This is a genomic window from Amycolatopsis sp. NPDC058278, from assembly GCF_042881395.1.
Lineage (GTDB): Bacteria > Actinomycetota > Actinomycetes > Mycobacteriales > Pseudonocardiaceae > Amycolatopsis.
On record NZ_JBHVXZ010000042.1, the window covers coordinates 1 to 24,843 of the forward strand.

General features: G+C 73.2%; 26 protein-coding genes. 9 read left to right on the forward strand and 17 right to left on the reverse strand.

Annotated features, from left to right (window positions below; translation table 11 throughout):
* Nucleotides 1–330, reverse strand: a 330-nt coding sequence (locus tag ACFVYA_RS22400; protein WP_387047583.1) for a nitroreductase family deazaflavin-dependent oxidoreductase, incomplete at its 3' end; no start/stop codon positions are given.
* Between the two features lie 52 nt (nt 331–382).
* On the reverse strand, nt 383–544 hold the full coding sequence (locus ACFVYA_RS22405) for a hypothetical protein (protein ID WP_387047584.1): 162 nt from the start codon (nt 542–544) through the stop codon (nt 383–385).
* Nucleotides 545–668: 124 nt separating this feature from the next.
* On the opposite strand from ACFVYA_RS22405, the gene ACFVYA_RS22410 reads away from it, so the two are divergent.
* A complete protein-coding gene (locus ACFVYA_RS22410; RefSeq protein ID WP_387047586.1) occupies nt 669–1,967 on the forward strand; it encodes an amidase family protein in 1,299 nt (432 codons plus the stop codon).
* Complete coding sequence (locus tag ACFVYA_RS22415; RefSeq protein WP_387047588.1) at nt 1,951–2,760, forward strand: MerR family transcriptional regulator; 810 nt, start codon at nt 1,951–1,953, stop codon at nt 2,758–2,760. Before ACFVYA_RS22410 ends, ACFVYA_RS22415 begins: the two co-directional genes overlap by 17 nt.
* Here ACFVYA_RS22415 and ACFVYA_RS22420 read toward each other — a convergent pair.
* Nucleotides 2,753–3,115: a metalloregulator ArsR/SmtB family transcription factor gene (locus ACFVYA_RS22420; RefSeq protein WP_285993076.1), complete on the reverse strand. Its 363-nt coding sequence runs from the start codon at nt 3,113–3,115 to the stop codon at nt 2,753–2,755. The two genes, ACFVYA_RS22415 and ACFVYA_RS22420, sit on opposite strands and share 8 nt — an antisense overlap.
* A gap of 55 nt (nt 3,116–3,170) precedes the next feature.
* Between ACFVYA_RS22420 and ACFVYA_RS22425 the strand changes: the two genes are divergently transcribed.
* A complete protein-coding gene (locus ACFVYA_RS22425) occupies nt 3,171–4,163 on the forward strand; it encodes a cation diffusion facilitator family transporter (RefSeq protein WP_387047589.1) in 993 nt (330 codons plus the stop codon).
* On the opposite strand, the gene ACFVYA_RS22430 is transcribed toward ACFVYA_RS22425, so the two are convergent.
* Nucleotides 4,156–5,364, reverse strand: a complete 1,209-nt coding sequence (locus ACFVYA_RS22430) for an MFS transporter (protein WP_387047590.1) — start codon at nt 5,362–5,364, stop codon at nt 4,156–4,158. The genes ACFVYA_RS22425 and ACFVYA_RS22430 overlap by 8 nt on opposite strands.
* The gene (locus ACFVYA_RS22435) at nt 5,361–6,137 is read right to left on the reverse strand and encodes a DeoR/GlpR family DNA-binding transcription regulator (protein WP_387047592.1); all 777 of its coding nucleotides are present in this window, start codon (nt 6,135–6,137) and stop codon (nt 5,361–5,363) included. Before ACFVYA_RS22435 ends, ACFVYA_RS22430 begins: the two co-directional genes overlap by 4 nt.
* Nucleotides 6,138–6,260: 123 nt before the next feature.
* Between ACFVYA_RS22435 and ACFVYA_RS22440 the strand changes: the two genes are divergently transcribed.
* Complete coding sequence (locus ACFVYA_RS22440; RefSeq protein ID WP_387047594.1) at nt 6,261–6,848, forward strand: TetR/AcrR family transcriptional regulator; 588 nt, start codon at nt 6,261–6,263, stop codon at nt 6,846–6,848.
* Here the strand turns inward: ACFVYA_RS22440 and ACFVYA_RS22445 are convergent.
* Nucleotides 6,845–7,945, reverse strand: a complete 1,101-nt coding sequence (locus ACFVYA_RS22445) for a Gfo/Idh/MocA family protein (RefSeq protein WP_387047595.1) — start codon at nt 7,943–7,945, stop codon at nt 6,845–6,847. The two genes, ACFVYA_RS22440 and ACFVYA_RS22445, sit on opposite strands and share 4 nt — an antisense overlap.
* A complete protein-coding gene (locus tag ACFVYA_RS22450) occupies nt 7,942–8,676 on the reverse strand; it encodes a sugar phosphate isomerase/epimerase family protein (protein WP_387047597.1) in 735 nt (244 codons plus the stop codon). Before ACFVYA_RS22450 ends, ACFVYA_RS22445 begins: the two co-directional genes overlap by 4 nt.
* Before the next feature lie 192 nt (nt 8,677–8,868).
* Here ACFVYA_RS22450 and ACFVYA_RS22455 point away from each other — a divergent pair, with 192 nt between their 5' ends.
* Both ACFVYA_RS22455 and ACFVYA_RS22460 read left to right on the forward strand, forming a co-directional pair.
* The gene (locus ACFVYA_RS22455; RefSeq protein WP_387047599.1) at nt 8,869–9,063 is read left to right on the forward strand and encodes a hypothetical protein; all 195 of its coding nucleotides are present in this window, start codon (nt 8,869–8,871) and stop codon (nt 9,061–9,063) included.
* Between the two features lie 101 nt (nt 9,064–9,164).
* Nucleotides 9,165–10,019 carry an SAM-dependent methyltransferase gene (locus ACFVYA_RS22460; RefSeq protein ID WP_387047679.1) on the forward strand — a complete coding sequence of 285 codons (855 nt, stop codon included), beginning with the start codon at nt 9,165–9,167 and terminating at the stop codon, nt 10,017–10,019.
* A 4-nt stretch (nt 10,020–10,023) separates the two neighbouring features.
* Here ACFVYA_RS22460 and ACFVYA_RS22465 read toward each other — a convergent pair whose 3' ends face one another.
* From ACFVYA_RS22465 to ACFVYA_RS22505, 9 genes are all read right to left on the reverse strand, one after another.
* Nucleotides 10,024–10,374 (reverse strand): CU044_2847 family protein, encoded by a 351-nt coding sequence (locus ACFVYA_RS22465; RefSeq protein WP_387047601.1) that lies wholly within the window; start codon nt 10,372–10,374, stop codon nt 10,024–10,026.
* Between the two features lie 21 nt (nt 10,375–10,395).
* Nucleotides 10,396–11,682, reverse strand: coding sequence for an ABC transporter substrate-binding protein (locus ACFVYA_RS22470; protein WP_387047681.1), 1,287 nt, complete (start codon nt 11,680–11,682; stop codon nt 10,396–10,398).
* On the reverse strand, nt 11,682–12,797 hold the full coding sequence (locus tag ACFVYA_RS22475; RefSeq protein WP_387047603.1) for a hypothetical protein: 1,116 nt from the start codon (nt 12,795–12,797) through the stop codon (nt 11,682–11,684). The genes ACFVYA_RS22470 and ACFVYA_RS22475 overlap by 1 nt, the downstream gene beginning before the upstream one ends.
* Nucleotides 12,794–14,224 (reverse strand): VWA domain-containing protein, encoded by a 1,431-nt coding sequence (locus tag ACFVYA_RS22480; RefSeq protein WP_387047604.1) that lies wholly within the window; start codon nt 14,222–14,224, stop codon nt 12,794–12,796. The genes ACFVYA_RS22475 and ACFVYA_RS22480 overlap by 4 nt, the downstream gene beginning before the upstream one ends.
* A gap of 4 nt (nt 14,225–14,228) precedes the next feature.
* Nucleotides 14,229–16,406, reverse strand: a complete 2,178-nt coding sequence (locus ACFVYA_RS22485) for a tetratricopeptide repeat protein (protein WP_387047606.1) — start codon at nt 16,404–16,406, stop codon at nt 14,229–14,231.
* Complete coding sequence (locus tag ACFVYA_RS22490) at nt 16,406–17,938, reverse strand: trypsin-like peptidase domain-containing protein (RefSeq protein WP_387047607.1); 1,533 nt, start codon at nt 17,936–17,938, stop codon at nt 16,406–16,408. Before ACFVYA_RS22490 ends, ACFVYA_RS22485 begins: the two co-directional genes overlap by 1 nt.
* 152 nt (nt 17,939–18,090) lie before the next feature.
* Nucleotides 18,091–19,068 carry an ABC transporter permease gene (locus tag ACFVYA_RS22495; protein ID WP_387047609.1) on the reverse strand — a complete coding sequence of 326 codons (978 nt, stop codon included), beginning with the start codon at nt 19,066–19,068 and terminating at the stop codon, nt 18,091–18,093.
* Nucleotides 19,065–19,949 (reverse strand): ABC transporter ATP-binding protein, encoded by an 885-nt coding sequence (locus ACFVYA_RS22500; RefSeq protein ID WP_387047611.1) that lies wholly within the window; start codon nt 19,947–19,949, stop codon nt 19,065–19,067. Before ACFVYA_RS22500 ends, ACFVYA_RS22495 begins: the two co-directional genes overlap by 4 nt.
* Nucleotides 19,950–19,959: 10 nt before the next feature.
* Complete coding sequence (locus tag ACFVYA_RS22505) at nt 19,960–20,355, reverse strand: GntR family transcriptional regulator (protein WP_387047682.1); 396 nt, start codon at nt 20,353–20,355, stop codon at nt 19,960–19,962.
* A 108-nt stretch (nt 20,356–20,463) separates the two neighbouring features.
* Between ACFVYA_RS22505 and ACFVYA_RS22510 the strand changes: the two genes are divergently transcribed.
* From ACFVYA_RS22510 to ACFVYA_RS22520, 3 genes are all read left to right on the forward strand, one after another.
* Nucleotides 20,464–21,237 (forward strand): cyclase family protein, encoded by a 774-nt coding sequence (locus ACFVYA_RS22510; protein ID WP_387047612.1) that lies wholly within the window; start codon nt 20,464–20,466, stop codon nt 21,235–21,237.
* Nucleotides 21,234–22,853 carry a thiamine pyrophosphate-binding protein gene (locus ACFVYA_RS22515; protein ID WP_387047613.1) on the forward strand — a complete coding sequence of 540 codons (1,620 nt, stop codon included), beginning with the start codon at nt 21,234–21,236 and terminating at the stop codon, nt 22,851–22,853. The genes ACFVYA_RS22510 and ACFVYA_RS22515 overlap by 4 nt, the downstream gene beginning before the upstream one ends.
* A 92-nt stretch (nt 22,854–22,945) precedes the next feature.
* Nucleotides 22,946–23,929, forward strand: coding sequence for a hypothetical protein (locus ACFVYA_RS22520; RefSeq protein WP_387047614.1), 984 nt, complete (start codon nt 22,946–22,948; stop codon nt 23,927–23,929).
* A 174-nt stretch (nt 23,930–24,103) separates the two neighbouring features.
* Here ACFVYA_RS22520 and ACFVYA_RS22525 read toward each other — a convergent pair whose 3' ends face one another.
* Nucleotides 24,104–24,841 carry a GNAT family N-acetyltransferase gene (locus ACFVYA_RS22525; protein WP_387047615.1) on the reverse strand — a complete coding sequence of 246 codons (738 nt, stop codon included), beginning with the start codon at nt 24,839–24,841 and terminating at the stop codon, nt 24,104–24,106.
* Nucleotides 24,842–24,843: the final 2 nt, after the last annotated feature.

Consider the following 24,843-nt stretch of genomic DNA (forward strand, 5'->3'; position numbering starts at 1 on the left):
CGTTTCGACGAGCCGGCGCAGGACCGGCCGCCGCTCCGGCACCGGCAGCTCGGCCAGCCGCGCGGCCGACGAACGGCGGCCGCGGGTGAGCGTCACCTCGCCCGCGGCCCGCACGTTCGCCACCCAGGCCGCCTTCGGATAGGCCTGGACGATGTAGCGGGCACCGTCGAGGGGGATGACCGCGATGGGGAACGTGCGGGGGACGCCGGTGCGCCGCCCGGGCACGGTGAGCAGGTGCATCGGGCCGAAGGCGACGCCGAGCCGCTGCAGGCCCACGACGATCTTGTTGCCGGCGTTGACCATCCGGCGGTAGCTCTGCGCTGTTGTCATACCCCTACGGTACACGAAGTCATACGAAACTCATATAATCTGACCGTCGTAGCTACTCGCGGTCGGGGCCGGGCTTCGGTGCCGGCGGCAGCGGGTCCGGGACGGGTACCCCGCCGGGCTCCGGCAGCGGCCGGTCCGGGCCGGGCACCCCGGGCTCCGGGACGGCGGGCTCGGGCTGGACAGGCTCGGGTGACACGGGAGGTGCGGTCGACATCGGGCTTCCCTCCGCCTCGCTGCGCCGCCCGCGATTCGGACGGCGATCACCCGTGGGCTACCCGGGACGGCGGGTCGCGGAAACCCGTTGACCCTGACACCGTGTCAGGCGCTATCCCGGACCCATGACGCCTTTCCGCACCGCGATCGAGGTGGCCGCCGGGATCCGCCGCGGCGAGCTCTCGGCGCGCGACCTGACCGAACAGCTCTTCGCCCGCATCGACGCCTCGACCGTCAACGCCGTGATCGCGACCTGCCGCGGCTTCGCGCTGGAGGCCGCTTCGGAGGCGGACCGGGCCGTGGCGCACGGCGACGACGCCGGCCCGCTGCACGGCGTCCCGATGACGGTCAAGGACGCCTTCGCCGTGAAAGGCCTGCCGACGACCTGGGGCGAGCCGGCGTTCGCGGACTGCGTCGCGGACGAGGACGCGGCGGTCGTCGCCCGGCTGCGGGCCGCGGGCGCGCTCGTCGTGGGCAAGTCGAACGTGCACCACCTGCTGGCGGACTTCGGCCGGACCGAGAACCCGCTCCACGGGCGGACGCTCAACCCGCGCGACCACACCCGGACACCGGGCGGCTCGAGCGGTGGCGCCGCGGCCGCGCTCGCCGATGGCCTGACCTTCCTCGAATACGGCTCCGACCTGGCCGGGTCGATCCGCATCCCGGCCGCCTACTGCGGCGTGTACGGCCTCAAGCCCACCGCCGGCACGGTGTCCCTGCGCGGGTTCCAGCCGCCGGGACCGCCCGCCCCGCTCGCCCGGGAATTCCCTGCGGCGGTCGGTCCGCTGGCCCGGTCGGCGGCCGACCTGCGGCTCGCCCTGGAAGTCACCGGCGGCCCGCTGCGGCCCGCACGGCGGTCCCGGCTCGAGGACTTCCACGTCGGCGTCGTGCTCGACGACCCGGCCTGCCCGGTGACCGGCGAGGTCGGCGCGAAGCTGTCGGACGCCGTCGACGCACTGGCCCGCGCCGGGGTGCGGATCCGCGAAGGCTGGCCGGCGGACGTCGACCCGATCGCTCAGGCCGAGGCGTTCGGCTTCCAGGTGGAGCTGTTCTTCGCGAGCCAAGAAGGACGTGCACCGGCCGGGACCGCCGAGCAGGAGCGGCGGCGGGCGGCCTCGACCGCCGCGTGGGGCCGGTACTTCGCCGACGTCGACGGGTTTCTCTGCCCGACGGTGTTCACCACGGCGTTGGCCCACGACGACCGGCACCGCTACGAAGACCAGGTGTTCTGGATCGCGCAGGCGTCACTGCCCGGGCTGCCGGCGGTCAGCGCGCCGGTGGGCGGGGCGCGGCCGGCCGGGCTGCAGGTCGTCGGGCCCGCGCACGAAGACGACACCGCGATCACGTTCGCGGAACTCGCCGCGGACGTCCTCGGCGGGTTCGTCCCGCCTGGGGAAGGATCGAGCCGTGTTCTCGATCGGTGATTTCGCCCGCCACGGCCGGGTTTCGGTCCGGATGCTGCGCCACTACGACGCGCTCGGCCTGCTGCGCCCGGCGCGCGTCGACCCCGCGACCGGCTACCGCAGCTACACCGCGGGCCAGCTCGCGCGGCTCAACCGGATCGTCGCGCTGAAGGACCTCGGGTTCACCCTGGAGCAGGTGGCCACGCTGCTGGCGGAGGAGGTCACGGTCGAGCAGGTGCGCGGCATGCTGGCGCTGCGGCGCGCGGAGCTGGAAGCCGCGCTGGCCGAGGGCGCGGCCCGGCTGGCCCAGGTCGAAGCGCGGCTGCGGACCATCGAGGCGGAAGGCCGGCCGCCGGCCCACGACGTCGTCGTCAAGGAGCTGCCCGGCATGCGGGTGGTGGAGCTGACGGGCGTCGCGGCGGGGTTCGCGCCGGAGGCCATCGGGCCGGTCGTCCACCCGCTGTGCGCGGAGCTCGGCCGCCGCCTCCCCCAGGCGGACGTCACCCCGGCCGGACGGCTGACCTGCTACTACGAGCAGCGCGCGGAGGACGAGGTCATCGTGCACGCCGCGGTCCCGGCGTCGGTCGGCGGCGGCGACCTCAACGGCTTGACGGTGGCGGACCTGCCGCCCACCCGCGCGGCGACGCTCGTCCACCGCGGCGCGATGGACGGCGTCCTGCCCGGCTGGCAGGCGGTGGTGCGCTGGATCGACGACCACGGCCACCGGTCGGCCGGGCCGCAGCGGGAGGCGTACCTGGACTGCCCGGAGGATCCGGCGGGCTGGGTGACGGAGCTGCAGGAACCGATCAGCTAGGCCGCGGGTGGTGGGCGTGGTCGCCCGAGGGGAGTTCGCGGTCCACGTGCTCCGCGTGGTGCAGGGCCTGGGCCAGCAGGCCGCGCACGTGGTTGTCGGCCGCCGAGTAGTACACGAACGTTCCTTCGCGGCGGCCCTTCACCAGGCCCGCCAGACGCAGTTTGGCCAGGTGCTGGCTGACCGCCGTCGGGGCGGCGCCGGCCAGCTCGGCCAGGCAGGCCACCGATGATTCGCCCTGCAGCAGCGCCCAGAGCACCTTGATGCGGGTCGGGTCGGCGAGCAGCCGGAAGGACTCCGCGGCCAGGTGGACCTGCTCTTCGGTGGGCATGTCGAACTCCGGCAGCGACGCGTGCATGGCCGTAACCTTACTACTTGCGTATCTGCGTGCATGCGCAGATAGACTGGTCGCCATGACCGGACACGGACACGGCCACCGCCATTCGAGGTGGCGGCCGCACAGCCACGACAGCGCCGACCGCGTCGACCACGCCCTCGAAACCAGCCGGCGCGGGGTGCGCGCGCTCGTGTGGTCGTTCGCCGCGCTGTCCTTGACCGCCGTCGCGCAGCTGGTGCTCGTGCTGGTCACCGGATCGGTGGCGCTGCTGGGCGACACCATCCACAACTTCGCCGACGCGCTGACCGCCGTCCCGCTCGGCGTCGCGTTCCTGCTCGGCCGCCGCGCCGCGACCCGCCGCTACACCTACGGTCTCGGGCGCGCGGAAGACCTGGCCGGGGTGGTCGTCGTGCTCGTAGTGGCGGCTTCGGCCGCGATCGCCGGCTACGAATCGGTGGTGCGGCTGCTCGATCCGCAGCCGGTCGCGCACCCGTGGGCGGTCGCCGTGGCCGGAGCGATCGGCTTCGCCGGCAACGAACTCGTGGCGCGGTACCGGATCGGCGTCGGCCGCGAGATCGGCTCGGCCGCCCTGGTCGCCGACGGGCTGCACGCCCGCACAGACGGCTTCACGTCACTGGCCGTCGTCGCCGGCGCGGCCGGCGTCGCCTTCGGCTTCCCCGCGGCGGACCCGATCGTCGGGCTCGTCATCACCGTCGCGATCCTGTTCGTCCTGCGCGACGCGGCGAAGGAGGTGTTCCGGCGCCTGCTGGACGCCGTCGACCCGGCGTCGGTCGAGCTGGCCGAGCGGACGGCCCGGGACGTCGATGGCGTGCTCGGTGCCCGGGACGTGCGGATGCGCTGGATCGGGCACCACCTGCGGGCCGAGCTGGCCGTGACGGTGGCGGCGGACCTGACCGTCGAGGCCGCCCACGCGCTGGCCCACGAGGTCGAACACCGGCTGCTGCACACGATTCCGCGCCTGACGGCGGTGGTGATCCACACCGAGCCGGCCACCGGGGCCGAGCACGCGCACGAGACCGTCGCCCACCACCGCCGGCTGATCAGCTGACGGGCTGCTTCGCCGGTTCCGGCTTCGGGCTCAGCACCCCGGCGAACACCGCCGCCAGCACGCACAGCACCACCGGCACCCCGAACGTCACGTTCAACGGCATCCACCGCGTCAGCCCGCCGATCAGCGCCGGGCCGGCCAGCAGGCCGACGTACCCGAGCCCGACCACCCTGGCCATCAACGCGCCCGACGCCCGCGTGTCCAGGTTGCCCGCCGCCGTGAACAGCTGCGGGACGCCACCCGAGAGGCCCAGGCCGAACAGTGCCCAGCCCACCAGGGACACCGGTACCCATGGGGCCGCCGCGGCCGTCGTCAGGCCGACCGCCGCCATCGCCGCTCCGTACCGGACGATCGCCGCCGGCCCCGCCCAGGCCGCGACGCGGTCGGTCAGGAAGCGGCCGGTCGTCATCGCCACCGCGAACGCGCCGTACGCCAGCGCCGCCGTGGACGCCGAGGTGCCGAGCACCTTTTCCATGTGCAGCGCGGCCCAGTCGTTCGCGACGCCCTCCGAGAGCATCAGCGCGAGCGCCAGCAGGCCGAGCAGCCAGACCGTGCGGCCCGGCGTCCGACGCGGGACCTCCGGCTCGGCAGGGCCGGACGAGGCGGACGAGGCGGACGAGGCGGGGGCGGGCGCCTCGGCCGGCTCCATCAGGAACCGCGCCGACAGCACGGAAAGCAGCACGCACAGCAGGCCGGTGGCGGTGAGGGTGACGCCGGTGGGGACGCCCGCGCCGAGCGTCGCCGCGCCGATGACCGCGGCGATCGCGCCGCCGATCGACCACATCGCGTGGAAGGCCGCCATGATCGGGCGCGGGTAGGCCCGCTCGACGATGACCGCGTGGGAGTTCATCCCGACGTCGATCGCGCCGTTGCCGAAGCCGAAGAAGATCAGCGACAGGCCCAAGGCCCACCACGAGTTCGCGAACCCCGGCCCGCACACCGCGAGGCCGAGCAGGACCCCGGCGGCGGGCACGAGCCGCCGGTGCCCGAGCCGGTCGACGAGCGGGCCCGCCACCTGCATGCCGGCGAACGCGGCGCCGCCGAGCACCAGCAGCAGCGCGCCCAGCGTGCTGTGCGAGATGCCCGTCGCGCGCTCGATGTTCGGGATGTGCACCACCCACATGCCCATCGCGAACCCGTTGAGGCCGAAGAACATGAAGGTCGCGAACCGGGCGGCGCGCGGGCGGGGCGGGACGGTCATCGGCTCTCCAAAGGGACGGCGACGTGCACGAGCACGCCGCGCTCGGCCAGCGCGGCACGCTGGTCTGCGGGTGCTCCGGGGTCGGTGATCACGACGTCGGCGCGGTCGGCGGGACAGATGCAGGCGAGCGCGGCCCGGCCCCACTTGGCGCCGTCGGCGAGCACGATCGCCCGCCCCGCGACGTCGAGCGCGGCCTGCTTGACCTCGGCGTCGCCCAGGTCGAAGGCGGTGAGCCCGGAGTCGAGGCCGAACGCGCAGGGGCTGAGCACGGCGACGTCGAACCGCAGAGCCCGCAGCGACGCCAGCGTCAGCGGGCCCACCAGGGCCTGCTCCCCCGGCCGCGGTTCGCCGCCGGGCAGCAGCAGCCGGACGTCCGGGTCGTCGGCCAGCTCACGGACCGCGTGCAGGGACAGCGGCATCACGGTGATCGGGCGCCCGCGCAGCAGCCGCGCCAGCTCCAGCGCCGTCGTGCCGCTGTCGAGGACGACCGTCTCGCCGTCGCGGATCAGCTCCGCCGCCGCGGCGGCGATGGCCCGCTTCGCCGCGATCGCGGCCGTCGCGCGGGCCGCGAACGGGGGTTCGACCCCCGTTCGCGCCGCCGGGACCGCGCCGCCGTGCACCCGGCGCAGCACGCCCCGGGACGCCAGGTGGTCGAGGTCGCGGCGGACGGTCATCTCCGACGCGCCGGTCGCCGCGGCCAGCTCGGCGACGCCCACCTGGTCGGTGTCCCGCAGCCGCTCCACGATCACCCGTTGCCGTTCCGCGCTCTTCACGCCGTGATGCTCGCAAGCCGCCCGCGTTCGCACAACCGGTTTGTTCATTCGCTCACGCCGCTTGTGCGAACGATCGCTGCGGCATGATGGTCCCGTGCACGCCGCCGAGACCACCGCGACCCCGTGACCGGGGGCTACCTGAAGGGCCGGATCCGCCGTGAAGACATCATCACGGCGGCGGCCGCGGCGTACGGCGAACTCGGCTACCACGGCTCGTCGCTGCGCGAGATCGCCAAGCGCGTCGGGATTTCCCACGCCGGCCTCCTCTACTACTTCCCCACGAAGGAAGCCCTGCTCGCCGCCGTGCTCGAACGCCGCGACGCCGAGGACTCCGAGCGCGAGCAGCTGACCGTGCCGCCCGGGCTGGCGGTCCTGCGCCACTTCGTCGCGCTCGCCGAGCACAACGTCCGCCACCCCGGGATCGTCGACCTCTACTCCCGGCTCGCCGCCGAAGCGGTCGCCGCCGACCACCCGGCGCACGCGTACTTCGTGCGCCACTACCGGGCCGCGCGCGACGGCGTGCACGAGTCGTTCGAAGCCCTCGCGGCCCGCGGCGAACTGCGGGAGGGCGTCGAGCCCGCGATGGCGGCGCTGACGTTCATCGCGCTGATGGACGGCCTGCAGGTGCAGTGGCTGACCGTGCCCGGCGACGTCGATCTGGTCGGCTCGCTGCGCTTCTACCTGCAGAACCTGCTCACCGTCCCGCTCTAAAGGGTCTTCGCGTACGGGTCCCACCCCGCCGGCAGCAACGGCGGGACGTCGACGGTGCTCGCGACCTCCACGCTCTGCCCGCGCGTCATGGATTCGTCGATGGCCAGCATCGCGTCGAGCACGTGGTAGGCCAGCTCGCCGGACGCGCGTTCCGGCACACCGGCCCGGATCGCCCGGGCCAGCTCCAGCGCGCCGGTGCCGCGCGAAGCCGCGTGTCCTTGCGGCGCCAGCTCTTCCGGCTCGTCGAGGTCGAGCAAGTGCAGCCGGGTCGGCTCGTCGAACCGGTTGGGGTCCGGCAGCACGGCGGCGCCGAGCGTGCCGGTCAGCTCGAGCAGCGCGGGCCGCTTGAGCGCCGAGTCGAAGCTCAGGACCAGCTGCGCCGAGGCGCGTTCGAATTCCACGAGCGCGGTGACCGTCGTCGTCACCGACACCGGGAACTCCGTGCCCGCCCGCGGCCCGGTCCCGACGACCCGGGTGTCGCGGGCCCGCCCACCGGCCCCGGTGACACGCCGGATCGGGCCGAGCAGGTGCACCAGTGCCGTCAGGTAGTACGGGCCCATGTCGAGCAGCGGCCCGCCGCCGGGCTGGAAGTAGAACTCCGGCGCCGGGTGCCACCGCTCCGGCCCCGGCACCTGGAACAGCGCCAGCGCGGTCAGAGGGCGGCCGATCCGGCCCGCGTCGACGGCCTGCCGCGCGGTCTGCAGCGCGGCGCCGAGCACGGTGTCGGGCGCGCTCGCCAAGCGCAGGTCCTTCCCGCGGGCGCGGTCGAGGAGCTTGCGGCCGGTCTCGCGGTCGAGCGCGAGGGGCTTCTCCGTCCACACGTGCTTGCCCGCTTCGAGCGCGGCGAGCCCGACCTCCGCGTGCGCGGCCGGGACGGTCAGGTTGACGACCAGCTCGACGTCCGGGTCGGTCAGCAGCTCGGCCACGGTGCCCGAACGCGGCACGCCGTGCTCGGCCGCGCGGGCCGCCGCGCGCCCGGTGTCGAGGTCGGCGACCCGCACCACGCGGACGTCCGGGAAGGCGGTGAGGTTCTCGAGGTAGGTGCCGCTGATGACGCCGGTGCCGATGATGCCGACGCCGACCGGGCCGCCGGTCACCGGTCCGCGCCGGTCAGGAAGGCGTGAGTGGCGGCGATGGCCTCGAAGAGGTCGCCGTCAAAGGCGTCGAACTCGACCACGCGCAGCGCGTCCGGCGCGGCGGCGAGCACCTCGGCCACCGGCACCCGGCCCTGACCGGCCGGGACCTGGCCGGTGGCGTCGGTGGCGAGCCCGCCGTCCTTGACGTGGATGGCCCGCACCCGGTCGCCGAGCCGCCGCAGCAGGGCGGGCGCGTCCTCGCCGCCCGCGGTGGCCCAGTACGTGTCGACTTCCAGGGCGACCGCCGGGTCGAGCTGCTCGGCGAACACCTCGAAGGCGCTGCGGCCGTCGATCCGGGACTGCAGTTCCCACCAGTGGTTGTGGTAGCCGACACGGACGCCGTGCTCGGCCGCGAGCTTCGCGGCGGCGTTCAGCCCGTCCGCGGTGGCCGCTATGTCGGCCGGCTGCTGCCACCGCTCGGGCGGCACGTACGGGTCGATCACCAGGCCGATGCCCAGCTCGGCCGCGGCCGCGAACACGGCGTGCCGGTCGGCGCCCAGCAGCTGCGCGTGCGCGGTCGGGGCGGTCAGGCCGTTGGCGGGCAGCCCGGCCCGTAGTGCTTCGGCGTTTTCGAGGACGCCGTACGGCTCGACCTGCGTGAAGCCGATCGCGGCGAGCCGCCGCAGGGTGTCGGCGGGATCGGCCGCGAAGGCGTCGCGGACCGAATACAGCTGCACGGAAGGCACGCTCATCACCGGCTCCTCCACTTCCCCGTGGCGGCCGTCCGCCGCGACTCCTCAATTTCTACCATCTGGTCAAAATTGTGACCAGGGATTTCTTCGGACTCGGGGTGCCCGGGTTCACCCGAACGGGGTTTTGGTTACCGCCTGATGGGGCAGTAACGCCAAGAGCAGGAAGCCAGGCCGATCCGGGAGGTGCCGGCAGTGGACAGGGCAGGGAACGAAAGGGACACGGGGGCCGCCGCCGGGCACCCGGCTTCCCGGCGCGACCTGACGGACCTGTCCGAGGCCGCGCGCGACCTCGACCGGCGGATCGAGCAGCACCTCGAGCGGCTGCGCCGCGAACGCGACCGGCGCGCCGCCGACATCCCCGGCCAGCGGCTCCGCCCCGGCGGCTGAAGCCCCCGCAGCTGCCCGAGTCCACCTCCGCTTCACCGCGCGGACGCGACCTACTACTCTGGGTGGCCCAACGCCGCCCGCCGAAGTCCTGCGAGGTCGCCATGTCCGGCACGCCGTCCGCGCCGTCCCCGAGCCAGACGCCGGTGGGGGTCGACCCCGCCCGGCCGAGCATCGCGCGGATCTACGACGGGTTCCTCGGCGGCCACAACTTCTACGAAGTCGACCGCGTGGTGATGGACAAGATCCGCACCGCCGTCCCGGAAGCGGTGGACATCGCCCGCGGCAACCGCGGGTTCCACAACCGCGCGCTGCGGATGCTGGCCAACCAGACCGGAATCCACCAGTACCTCGACTGCGGGTCCGGGCTGCCGACGGCCGAGAACACCCACCAGATCGTGCAGCGCATCGACAAGGACAACACGGTCGTCTACATCGACAACGACCCGGTGGTCCTCGCCCACGGGCGCGCGCTGCTCGTCGAGAACGACTTCACGCACATGGTCGAGGCGGACATCTTCAAGCCGCAGGACGTCCTGGGCCACCGGGATGTCCTGGCGCACGTCGACTTCTCCGAGCCGGTCGCGCTGCTGCAGGTGGGCACGATGCACCACTTCGAGGGCGACGGCGTCGTCGACCTCATGCGCGAGTACATCGACGCGCTGCCGTCGGGCTCGTACGTGGTGCTGTCGCACTTCTTCGACCCCGAAGTGCCGGAGCTGACCGCGATCGCCAAGCGCATCGAGCAGATCCTGGTCTCCGGCCCGCTCGGCGCCGGCCGCTTCCGCACCCGCGCGGAGATCGAAGCCATGATGGCCGGCCTGGAACTGGTCCAGCCGAACGCGACGTCCGGCCCGGGCATGGCGGTCTGCGACGAGTGGTGGCCGGACGGCCCCCGGCTCACGCCGCTCAGCGACTCGGCCAAGTGCGTCGCCGGGATCGTCGGCTACAAGCCCTAGCGCCTCACCCTTCCGGTTCTTCGGTCGCTTCCTCGGCCGGCGACGCGCCGTCGCGCAGCCACTTCAGCTTGACCTCGAACTGGCCCTGCAGCCCGGTGCGCGCGATCACGGCCCCCGCCTGGGCGTCGAGCTTGACGCCGAACTTGAGCTCGACCTCGTCCGGGCCGAGGTCACGGAACTGGGCCAGCGCGGCGGACGCGGCCGCGCGGACCTCGCTCAGGGCGTGCTCGAAGGTCGTGGTCGCCTTGCGGAGCACCCCCGAAGGCACCGACGCCTGTTCCAGGCCCGGTTCCCCTTCGACCTCGACGACCACCGAACCGCCGTCGGCCAGCGGGAAACGCACGAACTCCTGCACCGGATCTCCTTTCACACGGGTTCAGCACGGCAGGGTGAGCCACTGGTCCGGCTCGATGCCCCGGCGCACCGCCTCCAGCTCCCCGAGCAGGGTGTCCAGCCGGTCGGGGTGGGCCAGGTACTCCAGCACCGCCTGGTAGAACGCACTGGTCATCGCCGAGGGCATCAGGTCCGACGCGTCGAAGCAGAGGCCGGTGCCGTCGGCCAGGGTCGTCGCGATCCGCCGGGTCACGTCGCTGCCGTAGACGCCTTGGCGGACGAGACGCTGGTGCACCGAGAACGTCGTCCCGCCGGACGGCCAGATCCGCTGCCCCCGCTCCCCGGCCAGGTAGACCATGAGCCGGCGCGCGGCCGGGGTGTCGTGGAACATCCCGGCGAGGTCGGCCGCCACCTCCGACCGCGCGGTTTTCCCGGTGCCCGGGAACGGGAAGAACCGGAAGTCCCGGTCGGGCACGGGCGGGCCGGCCGGCCGCGGGACCGCCAGGTAGCCGCCGATCGCGAACGAGCCGAGGTGCTCCAGCAGGCAGCGGGGCGGATCGGCGAACAGGCCCCGGCCGGCGTCGGCGAACGAGGTGAGCAGGGCCGCGGTGCTGCCACCGCGGACCGCGCCCGGCGCCAGGACCAGCGTGCCCCACCGCTGCCACGCGTCGCGCACGATCTCGTCGGTCCAGGCCAGCTCGCCGGCCGCCCACTTGGCGTACTTGTCCGGAGCCAGGTGCAGCAGGATGTCCTCGAGCCAGTCGGTGCCCGGGAACCCCGAGTTCGGCGGCGCCCCCATGCCGAGGCACCACGGCTGCTGCCCGGCGGCGGAAAGCCGCCGGGAGGTCGCCACGAGCGCGTCCCAGGTGTCCGGCGGGTCCTCCCGGAACCTGTCCGGGTCGTACCAGACGATGCTCTTCAGGTCCGCCTTCACCACGACCGTGTACATCGTGTTCCCGCCGAGCTGCTGCAATTTCCGCCACGGCGAGCTGTACGCGGCGGTCGCGTCCGCGTCGAGGACGCCGTCGAGGGGTTTCAGCTGCCCGGAATGCGCGTAACCGGCCAGCTCGGCCGGGTTGGACAGCACCGCCACGTCGGGCGGGGTGCCCTGCTGCAGGTCCCCGCGCAGCACCTGGTTCTGCGCGCGGGTGCCCTGGTAGCGCGTCTGAATCCCGGTTTCGCGGGTGAACCCGTCGAGGACCCGCAGGAACGCCGTCTGCTCGTCGCCGGTCCACGACCCCAGCACGGTCAGCGGCTCCGCGCCGGTCCCGGCGGCACACCCGGAGATCAGGAGCACGAGGGCCAGTACCGAACCGGCGCAGCGCCTCATCACGGCTCTCTCCTCCCGCGGAACCGGTATTCGTCGACCCGGGGTTGCAGGCCGCCCACCGACAGGACGCCGATTCCGGCGGCCAGCAGCGGAATCCCGTAGCCGAGCACCCCGGTCCAGCCCGGTTCGGTGAGTCCCGGGCCCAGCAGCGCCGCTTCGTCGACGGCGCCCGGCGGCGCGTCCGGGACGGCGGGCGGGACGGGTGTCCCGGCGGCGAACGCGGTCACCGTGTCACCGCACGCGGCCACTCCCTCGATCCCGCACTGGGCGGTCAGCACGTGGGCGAGGGTCCACCGGGCGTGGCCGGCGGCAGCCGAGGTGGCCGCGGACCGCGCGTCGACGGTCTGCTCCAGCGCGGCGCCGCCGTCCCGGGCGTCGGATTGGATGCCGAGCAGCAGCGCCGTTCCCGCGCCCAGCAGCACGCACGCCACCGTGGCGGCCAGCAGCGCGGTGTTCACCGTGCGCCGGAACCGCCGGGCGAGGAACCGCTGCGCCCAGACGAGCGCGGCGAGCAGCAGGACCAGCGGCACCGCCCACAGCGCCGTGATCGCGGGACCCAGCCAGTTCGCCCCGAGCTGCCGGTCGAGGGCGGCGCGCTGGGCGGCCTCGAGCGCGTCGAGGCGGGCGAGGATCCCGTTCGACGGCGCGGTCAGCAGGTCCGACGCGGACTGCAGGTTGCTCGCGGCGAGCGGGCCGCCCGAGTCCTCCCGGAAGTGGGCGTCGGCGCGCCCGATGAAGCCGTTGTACGACGGCAGCAGCCCTTCGATCAACAGCAGCGTCTGGCTGCCCGCCTCGCCCGCCGCGTTGTGCTCGGCGACCTGGGCCAGCTGCTGGCTCGTCCGGGCGATTTCGTCCTCGTACTGCTCGCTGGGGCCGGTCAGGCGCGCTTGCCGGGCCTCGAACGCGGTCACCGCGGCGCGGTGCGCGGCCACGATCGCCTCCTTGGCCAGCGACACCTCGAGCACCGCGGGCGCGGTCCGCTCCCGCACCTCGGCGATGCTGGCCCGCACGCCGAGGAACGTCGCCAGTGCCGTCCCCAGCACCAGCACGCTGCCGGCCACGAGCCCGAGCCGCAGCCACCACAGGGTCTGCCGGGTGGTGCTGGTCGCGGTCACGACGGCGTTCCCGCCTCGAACGGCGCCTCGCCGCAGTGCCCGCACCGCTTCGCCGTCGGCCGCGCTTTATGTCCACAGTGGACGCACTCGCGCGGTGGGCCGCCGGGTTCGAGCGGGGCGGCGACAGCGGCGGGTTCCGCCGGACCGGCGAAGCTGGAGATGGTCGAACCGAGCACCAGGGAGAAGCCGTCCCGGGGGCGGACGCTGTCCTTGATCGCGACCGTGCCGTCGTCGTGCACGTCGATCAGCCGGCCGAGGCGCTTGAGGATCTCCGCGTTGCCCAGCCCGGTCGCCAGCCGGACCGCGGTGCCCCATTCGCGCGCCGCCGCCACCCGGTCGTCGCGCTGGAAGGCGTCCCAGCCGGCCCGGACCGCGCGGCCCAGTTCGGCCTGCCCGGTGACGCGGGCGACGTTGTCGTCCGGCACGCTGGAGAGCGCCAGGTCGTCGGTCAGGTAGCCGACGACGGCCTGCTGTTCGCCGACCGGTTCGTCGGCCCCCGCGAAGAGCGTGACGGTGCCCAGCAACCGGTTCTCGTACCGCGTCAGCTCCCCCGCTTCGACGTCGAGGCAGAGGTGGTACTCGCGCAGCTCGTCGCCCCACGCCCCGGTGGGCAGCTCGAGCACGCGGCCTTCGGCACGGACCTGCGAGGTGAGTTCGACCTCGGTCGGGAAGACCTGCTTGACGAACCGCAGCCGGCTGTAGGGCATCGTGGTCACCCGCAGCCGCAGGTCCGGCACGGTCCGGCCCATCGCCCGCTCGACCAGGCGCCGGAAGTCCCCGGCGAGCTCCGCGTCCTCCAGGACGGCGTCCGCGCTGCCGCGCAGGGCAGCCGCGATCCGCTGCAGGTCCCGCGGATCCCAGTCGTCGCCGATTCCCCGCGCGTCGCAGGCGAACCGGCCCCGGCAGCGGTCGAGCGCGGCGTCCAGCGCCCCCCGGTGGTCGGACTCGTTCTTGCCGTCGGTGAGCAGCACCGCGTGCCGGATGACGGCCGGGGTCGTCTCGAACAGGTCCCGGGCCAGGTCCAGCCACGTGCTCATCGCCGTGCCGCCCCCGGCGATCAGCCCGGCGGCCGCGGCCTTGGCCTCGTGGCGGGTCCGCTCGCCGGCCACCGCCAGCGGCGGCTCGGCCGGGTACACGAGCCGGGCCCGGCTGGTGCATTCGACCACGCCGAACAGCACGCCGTCCCGCAGCGAGGCGATGGCCGCCCGGCAGGCGTGCCGGGCGGCTTCGATCTTCGTCGGCGGCCAGTCCATCGAGCTGGAGCAGTCCACCAGCAGCAGCTCGGCGGTCGGCGGCAGCCCGGCCGCCGGCACCCCGGCGTCGCCCACCCGCACGGTGAGCACGACGTCCATCCGGTCGTCCGAGGGCGCCAGGTACTTGTTCTGGTCGAGCTGCAGGGTGAACAACGGGCGGTCCCGGTCGGGCATCCGATCACCTTCTCGTCTTCGGCCGGACGGAGTTCGCGAGGTCGACCAGCACGCCGTGGGAGTTCCGGTCGGGCGCCCGCTCGGCGAGCCGGCGCAGGGACACCTCCAGCAGCGACCGCAGGCCGCGTTCGGTGACGCGCTCGCCGAGGAGCGCGCCGCCGTCCCAGTCTTCGAGGCCGCGGAACCCGGCCAGTACGGGCAGGCCGGCGAGCGCGGCCTCGCGGACCAGCGCCTCGAGCCGGTCCTGGGCCTCCCGGTCGAGGTAGAGCTCGGGCAGCCGGCGCGCCGCGTCGGCGAAGTCGTCGCGGCCGGGCGGCCCGGACGGCAGGCGCCCGGCCCGGATCCGCACGGCGGCGATCCGCGCGGCGTCGTAATGGCGCGAGATCGGCGGCACGGCGTCGAGCAGGGCGACCGCGGCGTCGCGGCCGTGGGCCCGCAGGTAGCAGCGGGCCAGGCCGAACGCGGCGCTGACCTGGCCGTGGTCGCGGTGCCACACCGAGCGGTAGCAGCGTTCGGCCTGCTCGGTTCCCCCGCGCAGTTCGGCGCAGAACCCGAGCGCCAGCTTCGGCGCGATCTCGCCGGGCCAGCTGCGGTGCACCCGGTCGAACGCGGCCGCCGCCTGCTCGGCGTCGTCGCGGGCCAGCGCCAGCAGCCCGTGGTGCCAGGCCGCCCGCCAGTCCCGCGCGGCCTCGGTCCCGAGCTGCTCTTCGGCGTCCGCCAGGGCCGCGGCGGCGGCACCGGAGTCCCCCACCGCGACCAGCACCCGCGTCCGGGCGAAGGCGATCTCGACCGAGCGCTTGCCGAACATCCCGAGCTTGTCCAGCCAGCGGTGCGGTCCGGGCGCCCCCGCGGCGGCGATGAACTCCGCCGCGGGATCGTCGGAGGCCACCCGCGGGATCGGCAGCCGTCCCGCACCGTCGGCGGCGCGCGGCAGGCCGAGGTCCAACCGGCCGGCGCGTTCGCCGTCGACCCAGTGCTCCAGGCCGGGCACGGCGCCGAGGCCGTCGTCGAGCAGTTCCGCGGTGTCCTCGAACAGCGCCGACGGCACCGGCCGCGGCCGTTCGTCGCGCAGGGAAAGGATTTCCCGGCGCACGCCGTCGAGCTGCTCCGCCATTTCGGACGCGGTGGCGAACCGTCGCTCGAACGGCGCGACCGCGCGCTCGAGGACCCGGCTCAGGGAGCCGACGCCATCCTGCTCGGTCTCTTCGCCCGCGGCTCCGAGCAGCACCTGCAGCGTCCGGCCCACGGTGTACAGGTCCGAACGCACGGTCAGGCCGTACCGGGCGAGCTCGTACGGCGGCGCCTGGAACCCTTTGGTGCCGACAGCCGGGCTCGCCGGGTCTTCGATCGAGCGGGCCGCACCGAGGTCGATGACCTTGACCCGCCTGTCGCCGTGGATCACGTTCTCCGGCTTCATGTCGCAGTAGAGCAGGCCTTCGCCGTGGAGGTAGTCCAGTGCGCCGAGGATCGCGCGGCCGTAGACGATCACGTGCTCCGCCCGCAGGAGCGGTCCCTGCTTCAGGAGGTCCCGCAGCGACCGGCCGCCGACGTACTCCATCACCAGGTAGGTGTCCGGCTCGCCACCGCCGGGCGGCGGGTGCTCGACGAAGTCGCTGATGCGCACGATGTTCGGGTGGTCGAGCCGGACCAGCACATCACGCTCGACCCGCGCCATGGCCCTCAGCGTGGCGTTGCCGCTGTTGATCACGCCCTTGAGGGCGACGTGCTGGCCGGCGAGCGCGATGTCGGTGGCCAGGTACACCCAGCCGAGCCCGCCCCGGGCGAAGCAGCCGATGACGTCGTAGCGGTCGCCGACCCGGTCGCCGCGCTTCAGCTTGGGCAGGAAGGAAAAGCGCTTGCCGCACTTTTCGCAGTAGCCCTCGGCGAACGCCGGTTCGCCGGCGTAGGCGCGGCCGACGGGTTCCCCGCAGTAGCCGCAGAACCGGTGCTGCTCGGGGTAGTCCGGGTCGGCGAGGACGAGCTCTTCCGGGTCCGGCACCTCGATCGGGGGCAGCAAGTGGAAATCCGCGTCGCCGGTCCGGGTCTCGGAACCGCGCTGTGTGCTCTCCGTTTCCGGGGCCGGCTCGGCCGGACGCTCCGCCGGCTCCCGGCGACGGCCGCAGACTTCGCAGTAGCCGTGCGCCGGGACCGGCTGCCCGTGGCACCGCACCGGTTCCGCCATCACACCCCCTCCAGCCTGCGGCGGACCGCGCGCACGTACCGCTCGACCAGCTCGGCCGCGGCCTCCGGATCGTCCGGCCACGTGGCCAGCATCGCCATGGCCTCGCGGTACAGCTCGCCCAGCTCCTCGTCCTCCATCAAGCCCGCGTCGGTCGCCTTCGCGTTGTAAGCGCGCAGCCGTCCGCGCAGTTCCTCGTACCGGGCGGCTCCCGCGGCGAGCTCGGCGTGCAGCCGGACGAGTTTCCACCGGGCCGCTTCCGCATCACGTTCGGCCTTCGCCAGGGCGAGCCGCGCGCGGCCCGGTTCGATCCGCTCGTCGGCCGAGCGCAGCACAGCCAGCCGCAAGCTCAGGTCCACGGACGCGCCGGGGACCGCCGCGCGCGAGCCGATCCGGGCGGCTTGCTCCTGGATGCGTTCCTCTTCGTGCTCCACCATGTCGACCAGCAGTGCCAGCCGCTCCAGACGGCGCGCGTTCCGCTCTTTCTCCCAGCGGCGGGCCAGGTGCGCGCCGGGCGAGTCCGGTCCGCTGAACTGGACCAGCACAGTGGCTCCCTGGTCCGTCAGCCGCTTCACCACTTCCGTGAGCACCTTCTCCGGGGCGCGCGAAGCTTCCACACCGGTCATCGCGATCGCGACGTTCCCGGGGTTGGTTTCCAGCACCGTGGGGGCCAGCTCACTGCTGATGCGCTTGCTGACGTGCTCGGCCACCTCGCCGGCGGTCTTGTCGGTCGCGTCCACGATCGTGGGGGCCCGCTCGTCGAGGACCCGGTTCGTCCCCGGCGAGCGGGACACCCGGTGCGCGCGCCGCATCTCCGTCTCGAAACCTTCTTGCACAGCCGAATCACGATCGCCGATGACCACGATCAGCACCCCGGGCAACGACGGCGGTGGGCCCACCCACCGGTCGACCTCCGGGACGTGCCGGACGATCTTCTCCACCGGGATCAGGTAGGCGAGCCCGGCTTGCTCGTCGGTGTACTCGGTGACCACCATGCCGAGGACCGCACCGGTTGCCTTGTCGATCACGCCCGCGCCGCTGAAGCCGCGACGGACCCGCTCCCCGGGCAGCGGGGAGTTGAGCTGGATCCACTCGCCGACCGGCCCGGCCAGCTTGGCGTCGTTCACCCAGACGCCGTAGCGGTGCGGGCGCGGAAAGCCGTAGGTGTGGACCACCCGGTCACGCACGGCGCCGAGGCGCACCAGCGGGGCGCCGGGCACGTGGGGGAACCGTTCGGCGAGGTCCAGCAGTGCGATGTCGCCCCGGCTGTCCTCCGACGGTGGCACCCAGCAGCCGGGCCGCACGGTGGCGAGCGTTTCGGGCATGCTGTCCAAGCCGACGAACCGCACGAGCACCGGCGACCCCGAAAGCGCTTCCTCCCCGGCGGCCTGCACGACGTGCGCGCAGGTGAGCACCGTGGATTCGCCCAGCAGCATCCCGGCACCCAGTGCCCGGCCCGACGAGTCCAGCAGGCAGACCCGCCACGGTTCCGAATCCCCCGTGTGCCCAGCGGTAAAACCGTTGTGCTCCCTCACCGGAAGCGACCTTACGACCCCGCACCGCCCCGCCGGGGCGGGTTCGCCCGCTTACCCCTGCAGATCACCCGATCGGCCGCTCAACTCCGTGCCACCGTGGGGAACTCACGAACCGCGACGGCGTCCGGTGGCCAGTGTCCGACGGCGCCGGGTCAGGCGATCGTCCGCAGCCGGCGGAGGGCGAAGAACACCAGCGCCGCCGTCAGGAGCACGAAGATCCCGGTCTCGATGCCCTGGAAGAGCCAGAACCGGTCCCCCGGCTGGTACTGCAGCCAGTTGACCGCGCCGGGGCCGGCCTCGGTGGCGGTGCAGCCGCCATCGCCGGGCGGGCACGGGCCGATCTGGGCGTTCGGCAGGACCAGCTCCCCGGCCGCGTTGCGGACACCGACGTCCATCACCCAGTTCCCGGACGCCGGATTCGGTGTCTGCCCGCCGGCCGGGGTGAACGTGAGACTCTGCGCCGGCAGGTACCGCGGCCGGGCGAGGACCTCGATCGCGACGCGGACCGCCGCGAACCCGACGAGGGCGATCCCCATGGCGGGCAGGACCTTCCGCAAGTACGTCCCGGCGAAGACACCCAGCGCCAGCGCGAACAGCGTGTACGCGACCGGGACGATCCCCTGCACGTCGAACGAAAGGTAGGTCAGCCGGCCGGTGCTCGCGCTCACCAGTGGCTGGAACCACCACGACACGCCCAGCGCGTACCCCACCGCCAGCACCGTGGTCATCGCGCCGATCAGGCCGAACTTGGCCAGCGCCCACTGCAGGCGGGTCACCCCCTGCGTCCACACGAGACGGTGGGTGCCCTGCTCGACCTCACGAGCGACCAGCGGCGCGCCGAAGAACACGCCGACCAGCACGGGCAGGACGACGAACAGGACGGCGATGAACACCATGCCGCCGAACTCCTGCTGGAACTGGTGGCCGAGGCTTTCGCACCGCGACGTCGCTTCGGTCTGCGTGATCAGCGACGCGCTGCCGAGCGCGGACCGGCAGGCGCCCAGGCCGAGGCTGTCATACTTCGCGTGCATCGCCAGGCCTGTGGGGACCATCAGCGCGGCGAGCGCGGCCAGTGCGCCGAGGGTGAACAGCGCCTGCTTGCGGTGCTGCCGCCAGATCAGCCAGATCATGCCGGCACCTCCCACGCGGAGGCCGGGACGCGTGGCCCGGTTTCGGCGAGGTGAGCCAGCACCACGTCTTCCAGGGTCACTTCATGCTCCGTCCACAGTGGATCTATCGGGCCGTCGCCGCGGCGGACCAGCAGCGTCGACTGGCGTTCGGTGTGGCTCGCGCGGACCACCTCCGCCACCCCGGCGATGGATTCGCTGCCGGCCCGCGGCCCGGTGAGCGTGCAGAACGTGGTGAGCAGCTCGTCGACCGGCCCCGCCAGCCGGACGTGGGACCGCTGCAGGACGATGAGGTGGTCGCAGGTGCGTTCGAGGTCGGCGAGCAGGTGCGACGACAGCAGCACGGTCGTCTCGCTCTCGGCCACCGCACCCATCAGCGTCTGCATGAACTCGCGGCGCGCGAGCGGGTCGAGGCTCGCGATGGGTTCGTCGAGCAGCAGCAGCCGCGGTCGCTTCGCCAGGGCCAGCGCCAGGGCGACCTGGGCGCGCTGGCCACCGGACAGCTTCCCCACCGGCTTGTCCGGTGGGATGCCGAGCATGGCGAGCCGGTCACGCGCCAGCGCGGTGTCCCAGCGGCGGCGGTTGAGCTTCCCGCCCATGGTGATCAGCTCCGCCGCGGTGAAATCGCGGTAGAGCGGGGTGTCCTGCGCGACGAACCCGATGTCCGGCAGTGCCGACCGCGGCTCACGCCCGAAGACGCGCACCTCGCCCGCGTCGGCTTTCAGCAGGCCGACGACCAGGTGCAGCAGCGTCGTCTTGCCCGCGCCGTTCGGGCCGACCAGCGCGGCGATCCGCCCCGCGGGCACCTCCAGCTCGCAGCCCTGCAGCGCCCAGGTGCGCCCGTAGCGCTTGCCCAGCGCCCTGGCTTCCACCGCCGGTTCCATTCCGGACTCCCTACGACAGGTCGTGCGGCACCCGGGTGCCGCGGATCGTGGTTTCGATGAGGGCGGCGATGTCGTCGGGCGACATGCCCGCGGTTTCGGCCCGCTCCAGCCAGGCCACCAGTTCGTCGCGCAGCTGCGCCTGGTGGTCCAGCGAGGGCCCGGCCAAGGTGCCGGTGACGAAGGTGCCGACCCCCGGGCGGCCTTCGGCGAGCCCTTCCAGCACCAGCTCGCGGTAGGCCTTGAGCACGGTGTTCGGGTTGATCGCCAGCGTCTCGGCCACGTCCCGCACCTTCGGCAGCTGGTCGCCGGGCCGCAGCAGGCCGACGCGCAACGCCTGCTTCACCTGGACGACGAGCTGCATGTACGTGGCAACCCGGGAACGGCCGTCGAGGACGAACTCGATCACCCTGCCCACCCTCCTATTGTCTTACGACATTAAGACAACACCTGACGGCGCACGCCTGTCAAGGCATAGTCTCGATCGACGAACACACACCGGCACCGGGAGGCAGGCATGTCGTTGTTGGACGGGCTGAGCAAGGCGATCGCGGGCGGGGCGATCGAGATCGTCGACCTCACCGCTCCCCTGAGCTCGAGCACGCCGATCCTGCAGCTGCCCGAGCCGTTCGCCAACACGATCCCGTTCCGGCTCGAGGAGATCAGCCGCTACGACGACCGCGGCCCGCGGTGGTACTGGAACGACATCCACACCGGCGAGCACACCGGCACCCACCTCGACGTCCCGGTGCACTGGGTGTCCGGAAAGGACGGTCACGACGTTTCGCAGGTCCCGCTGAAGACACTGGTGGCGCCCGCGGTCGTGCTCGACTTCTCCGCCCGGGCGGCCGAGGACCCGGACTTCCTGCTCTCGATCGACGACGTCCGGGCCTGGACGGCGGAGCACGGGCCGCTGCCCGACGGCGGCTGGCTGCTCTACCGCACCGGCTGGGATGCACGCAGCGGCGACCAGCAGGAGTTCCTCAACGCCGACGAGGCCGGCTCGCACACCCCCGGCGTCTCGGCCGGCTGCGCCCGGTGGCTCGCCGAGGAAACGCCGATCACCGGGCTCGGCGTCGAAACGGTGGGCACCGACGCGGGACAGGCGCCCGGCCTCGAGCCGATGTTCCCCTGCCACGAGCTCCTGCTGGGCGCCGGGAAGCACGGCCTGACGCAGCTGCAGAACCTCGCGTCGCTGCCCCCGACCGGCGTGCTGCTGCTGGTCTCACCGCTGCCGATCGTCGGCGGCTCCGGCAGCCCCGCCCGGGTGCTGGCCCTGGTGGAGCGGTGAACGTCGCCGAACTCGTCGGCCGCACACTGGCCGGCCTCGGCGCCGGCACGGCGTTCGGCGTGGTGGGCAGCGGCAACTTCGAGGTGACCAACGCGCTGCGTGCGGGCGGCGTCCGGTTCGTCGCGGCCCGCCACGAGGGCGGCGCGGCGAGCATGGCCGACGCGTACGCCCGGATGAGCGGCCGGGTGTCGGTGCTGTCGCTGCACCAGGGCTGCGGCCTGACCAACGCCGTCACCGGGATCACCGAAGCGGCCAAGAGCCGGACGCCGATGCTGGTGCTCACGGCCGACTCGGCGGCCGCGTCGGTGCTGTCGAACTTCCGCATCGACCAGGACGGCCTGGCGACGGCGGTCGGTGCGGTGCCCGAGCGCGTGCACTCGGCCGCGACGGCGGTGGCCGATACCGTGCGGGCGTTCCGGACGGCGCGCCAGCAGCGCCGGACGGTGGTGCTGAACCTCCCGCTCGACGTCCAGGCCCAGCCGGCGCCGTCCCCGCCTCCGCTGCCGGACATCGCGGGGCCCGCTTCCGTGCGACCGGACACCGCCACGGTCGCGGCTTTGGCGAACCTCCTGGCCGCCGCCGAGCGGCCGGTGTTCATCGCCGGCCGCGGTGCCCGCGGCCACGGGGACGTGCTGCGCGAGCTCGCTTCACGGTGCGGCGCGCTGCTGGCGACGTCCGCTGTGGCGCACGGCCTGTTCCACGACGACCCGTTCGCACTGGGCATCTCGGGCGGTTTCGCGTCCCCCGCGGCGGCCGAGCTGATCGTGGGCGCCGACCTGGTCGTCGGCTGGGGCTGCGCGCTGAACATGTGGACGACCCGCCACGGCAGGCTGCTCAGCCCGCACGCGAAGCTGGCCCAGGTCGACGTCGAGCAGGCAGCGCTGGGCGCACACCGGCCGATCGACCTGGGCGTCGTCGGCGACGTCGCGGGCACCGCCCTCGACGTGCTCGCCTTGACGCAGGAGCAGCGGGGCTACCGCATCGACGAGGTGGCGGCCCGGATCGCGGCGGGCCGCTGGAACGAGGTCGAGCACGAAGACCTCTCCGGTGGCGGCCGGATCGACCCGCGGACGCTGAGCCGGCTCCTGGACGAGCTACTCCCGGCCGAGCGGATCGTCTCGATCGACTCGGGCAATTTCATGGGGTACCCGAGCGCGTACCTGTCGGTGCCCGACGAGCAGGGGTTCTGCTTCACCCAGGCGTTCCAGAGCATCGGCCTGGGCCTGGGCACGGCGATCGGAGCGGCCCTGGCCCGCCCGGACCGGCTGCCGGTGCTCGGCACGGGCGACGGCGGGTTCCACATGGCACTGTCCGAACTGGACACCGCGGTCCGCCTGGAACTGCCGCTGGTGGTGATCGTCTACAACGACGCGGCGTACGGCGCGGAGATCCACCACTTCGGCGACGCCGACATGACGACGGTCCGCTTCCCCGACTCCGACCTGGCGGCCATCGCCCGCGGCTTCGGCTGCACGGGCGTCACGGTGCGGTCGGCCGCCGACTTGCCGGCGGTGCGCGAGTGGCTGACGGCACCCCGGTCGGCCCCGTTGGTGATCGACGCCAAGATCGCCGACGACGGCGGATCGTGGTGGCTGGCGGAGGCGTTCCGCCACTAGACCGGCCTTGACACGGCCCCCGGCCGCCATGAATGCTGGCCGAATTGTCTTATAGACGTAAGACAGTGGGGAAACTACTCCGAGGAGCTCTCGTGCGACTCTTCTTGGCCTTGCTGGCGGCCGCCGTCCTGCTCGCCGCTCCGGCGGACGCGGGCCAGCAACGTCCCGACCCGGCGGCAGCGCTGCTGGCAGCGTTCGACAGCCACGCGATCGTGGCGAAGTCCAGCCCGGACGTGGGAACGTTCGTGTTCGACCTGATCCGCGACCCCCGGTTTCCGGCACGGGTGAACGACATAGTGGTGGAGTGCGGCAACGCGCGCCTCCAGCCGCTGCTGGACGCGTACACCGCCGGGGCGCAAGTCCCGGAGATCAGCAACGTCTGGCGCGACACAACGCAGCCGAGCTGCGGGTTCTCGACGTTCTACGAACAGCTTTTCGCTCTGGTCCGGCAGGTCAACACGACCCTGCCCGCCTCACGCAAGCTCCGCGTGCTGGCGGCCGATCCGCCGGTCGACTGGAGCCGCGTTCACACGCCGGCCGACCTGGAGCCGTTCCTGGACCGGGACGCCTCGATCGTGTCGGTGGTGAAGACGCAGGTGCTGCAGAGGAACCGCAAGGCGCTGATGTTGTTCGGCTTGGGCCACTTGACGCACGACGGAGGCAGCGGCGCGGTGGCCCAACTGGAACGCGAGCACCCCGGAGCGGCGTACGTGATCGCGGACCACCGCGGGTTCACGGCGGACAACGCCCGCCTCGAGCGCCGACTGGGCCCGTGGCCGGCATTGGTGCCGTTGCAGGGTTCGTGGCTGGGCGCCCTGGAGACGACGTATTTCCCGGTGAACCGCGAATATCCGCCGGCAACGCGCGGCTACCCAGGCGTGGACGCGTACCTGTACGAGGGCCCGGCGGATCTCTTGTTGCGCGAACCGTTGTCGGCCCGAGCGCTCCTGGACGCGGGGTACATGGCAGAGCTCCGCCGCCGGGCCACGGCGATCGAAGCACCACCGGACTCGATCGAGTGGCCGGAGACGTTCTTCGAGCGCGAACGAACATCGGGAGTCTTGCTGCGCGGCTGACTCGCCGCGGGCCGGGCCGCGGGTGTTCGGGCTCGCGTGGACTGCCGGAGACGTGCCCACGCTGCTCGATTTCCACCAGCAGCGCACCAAGTTCCGCCTCAGCAGACCGCATGCATGCGACCAGCTCACCGATGCGGTCGGCCAGAGCCACCGCATCGGAGGAGAGGCGAGCCACTACCCAGCCACCCGATGCGACACCCAAACATTGGCCTCGACATAGACCGCATAGTCATCCACAGTGGACACGAAGACCGGAGCAAGAGCCCCGGGAACCACAACCACCCCGTCACGATCAAAAGGCAGCCCGGTCCACCGCCGCCAAGCGGCCAACGGAGCCTGCACCGTCGCCGAACACGGAGCGACGCACTCGATGCGTCCGCCGGCACGGACATGCGTGCGCAACCACCGATCCACCGGCAACCCGTCCGGCCGAGTCGCAGAGGCGTACGACTCCATCGACACACCGGGAACCGAAGCCTTGTCCGGTGGCCGCACGGGAATGACCAGAGACGCCAGCCCCGCCGCGGCCACCGCTTCCCGCATCGCCGTCAGGACCACCGAAGACAGGCCACGCCCCTGGTGCGAAGGATGCACAGCGATCTCCAACGCACAAGCGGTATCCGGAACCACACCGTCAAGAGCGTCCTCGGCGGCCCAGACGGCCACCTCGTCCCAGCCGCGGGCCGGGAACGGCGAACGGCCGCGGAAAGGCACCATGATCCCCCGCGCCACCGGTGACCCGTCCTCGAGCAACGCCACCACCAGGTGCGGCCACCGCCGGGCCACCCGCCGGCCGCGCACCAGCAAGCTCGTCAGGCTGCCCTCCATGAACCGGGGCGACTCCGGCGGATAGGGAATGGCGTACACCGCGTCGGCCAGCTCCGGCCGCTGCGCCAGCGTCAAGATCTCCACGG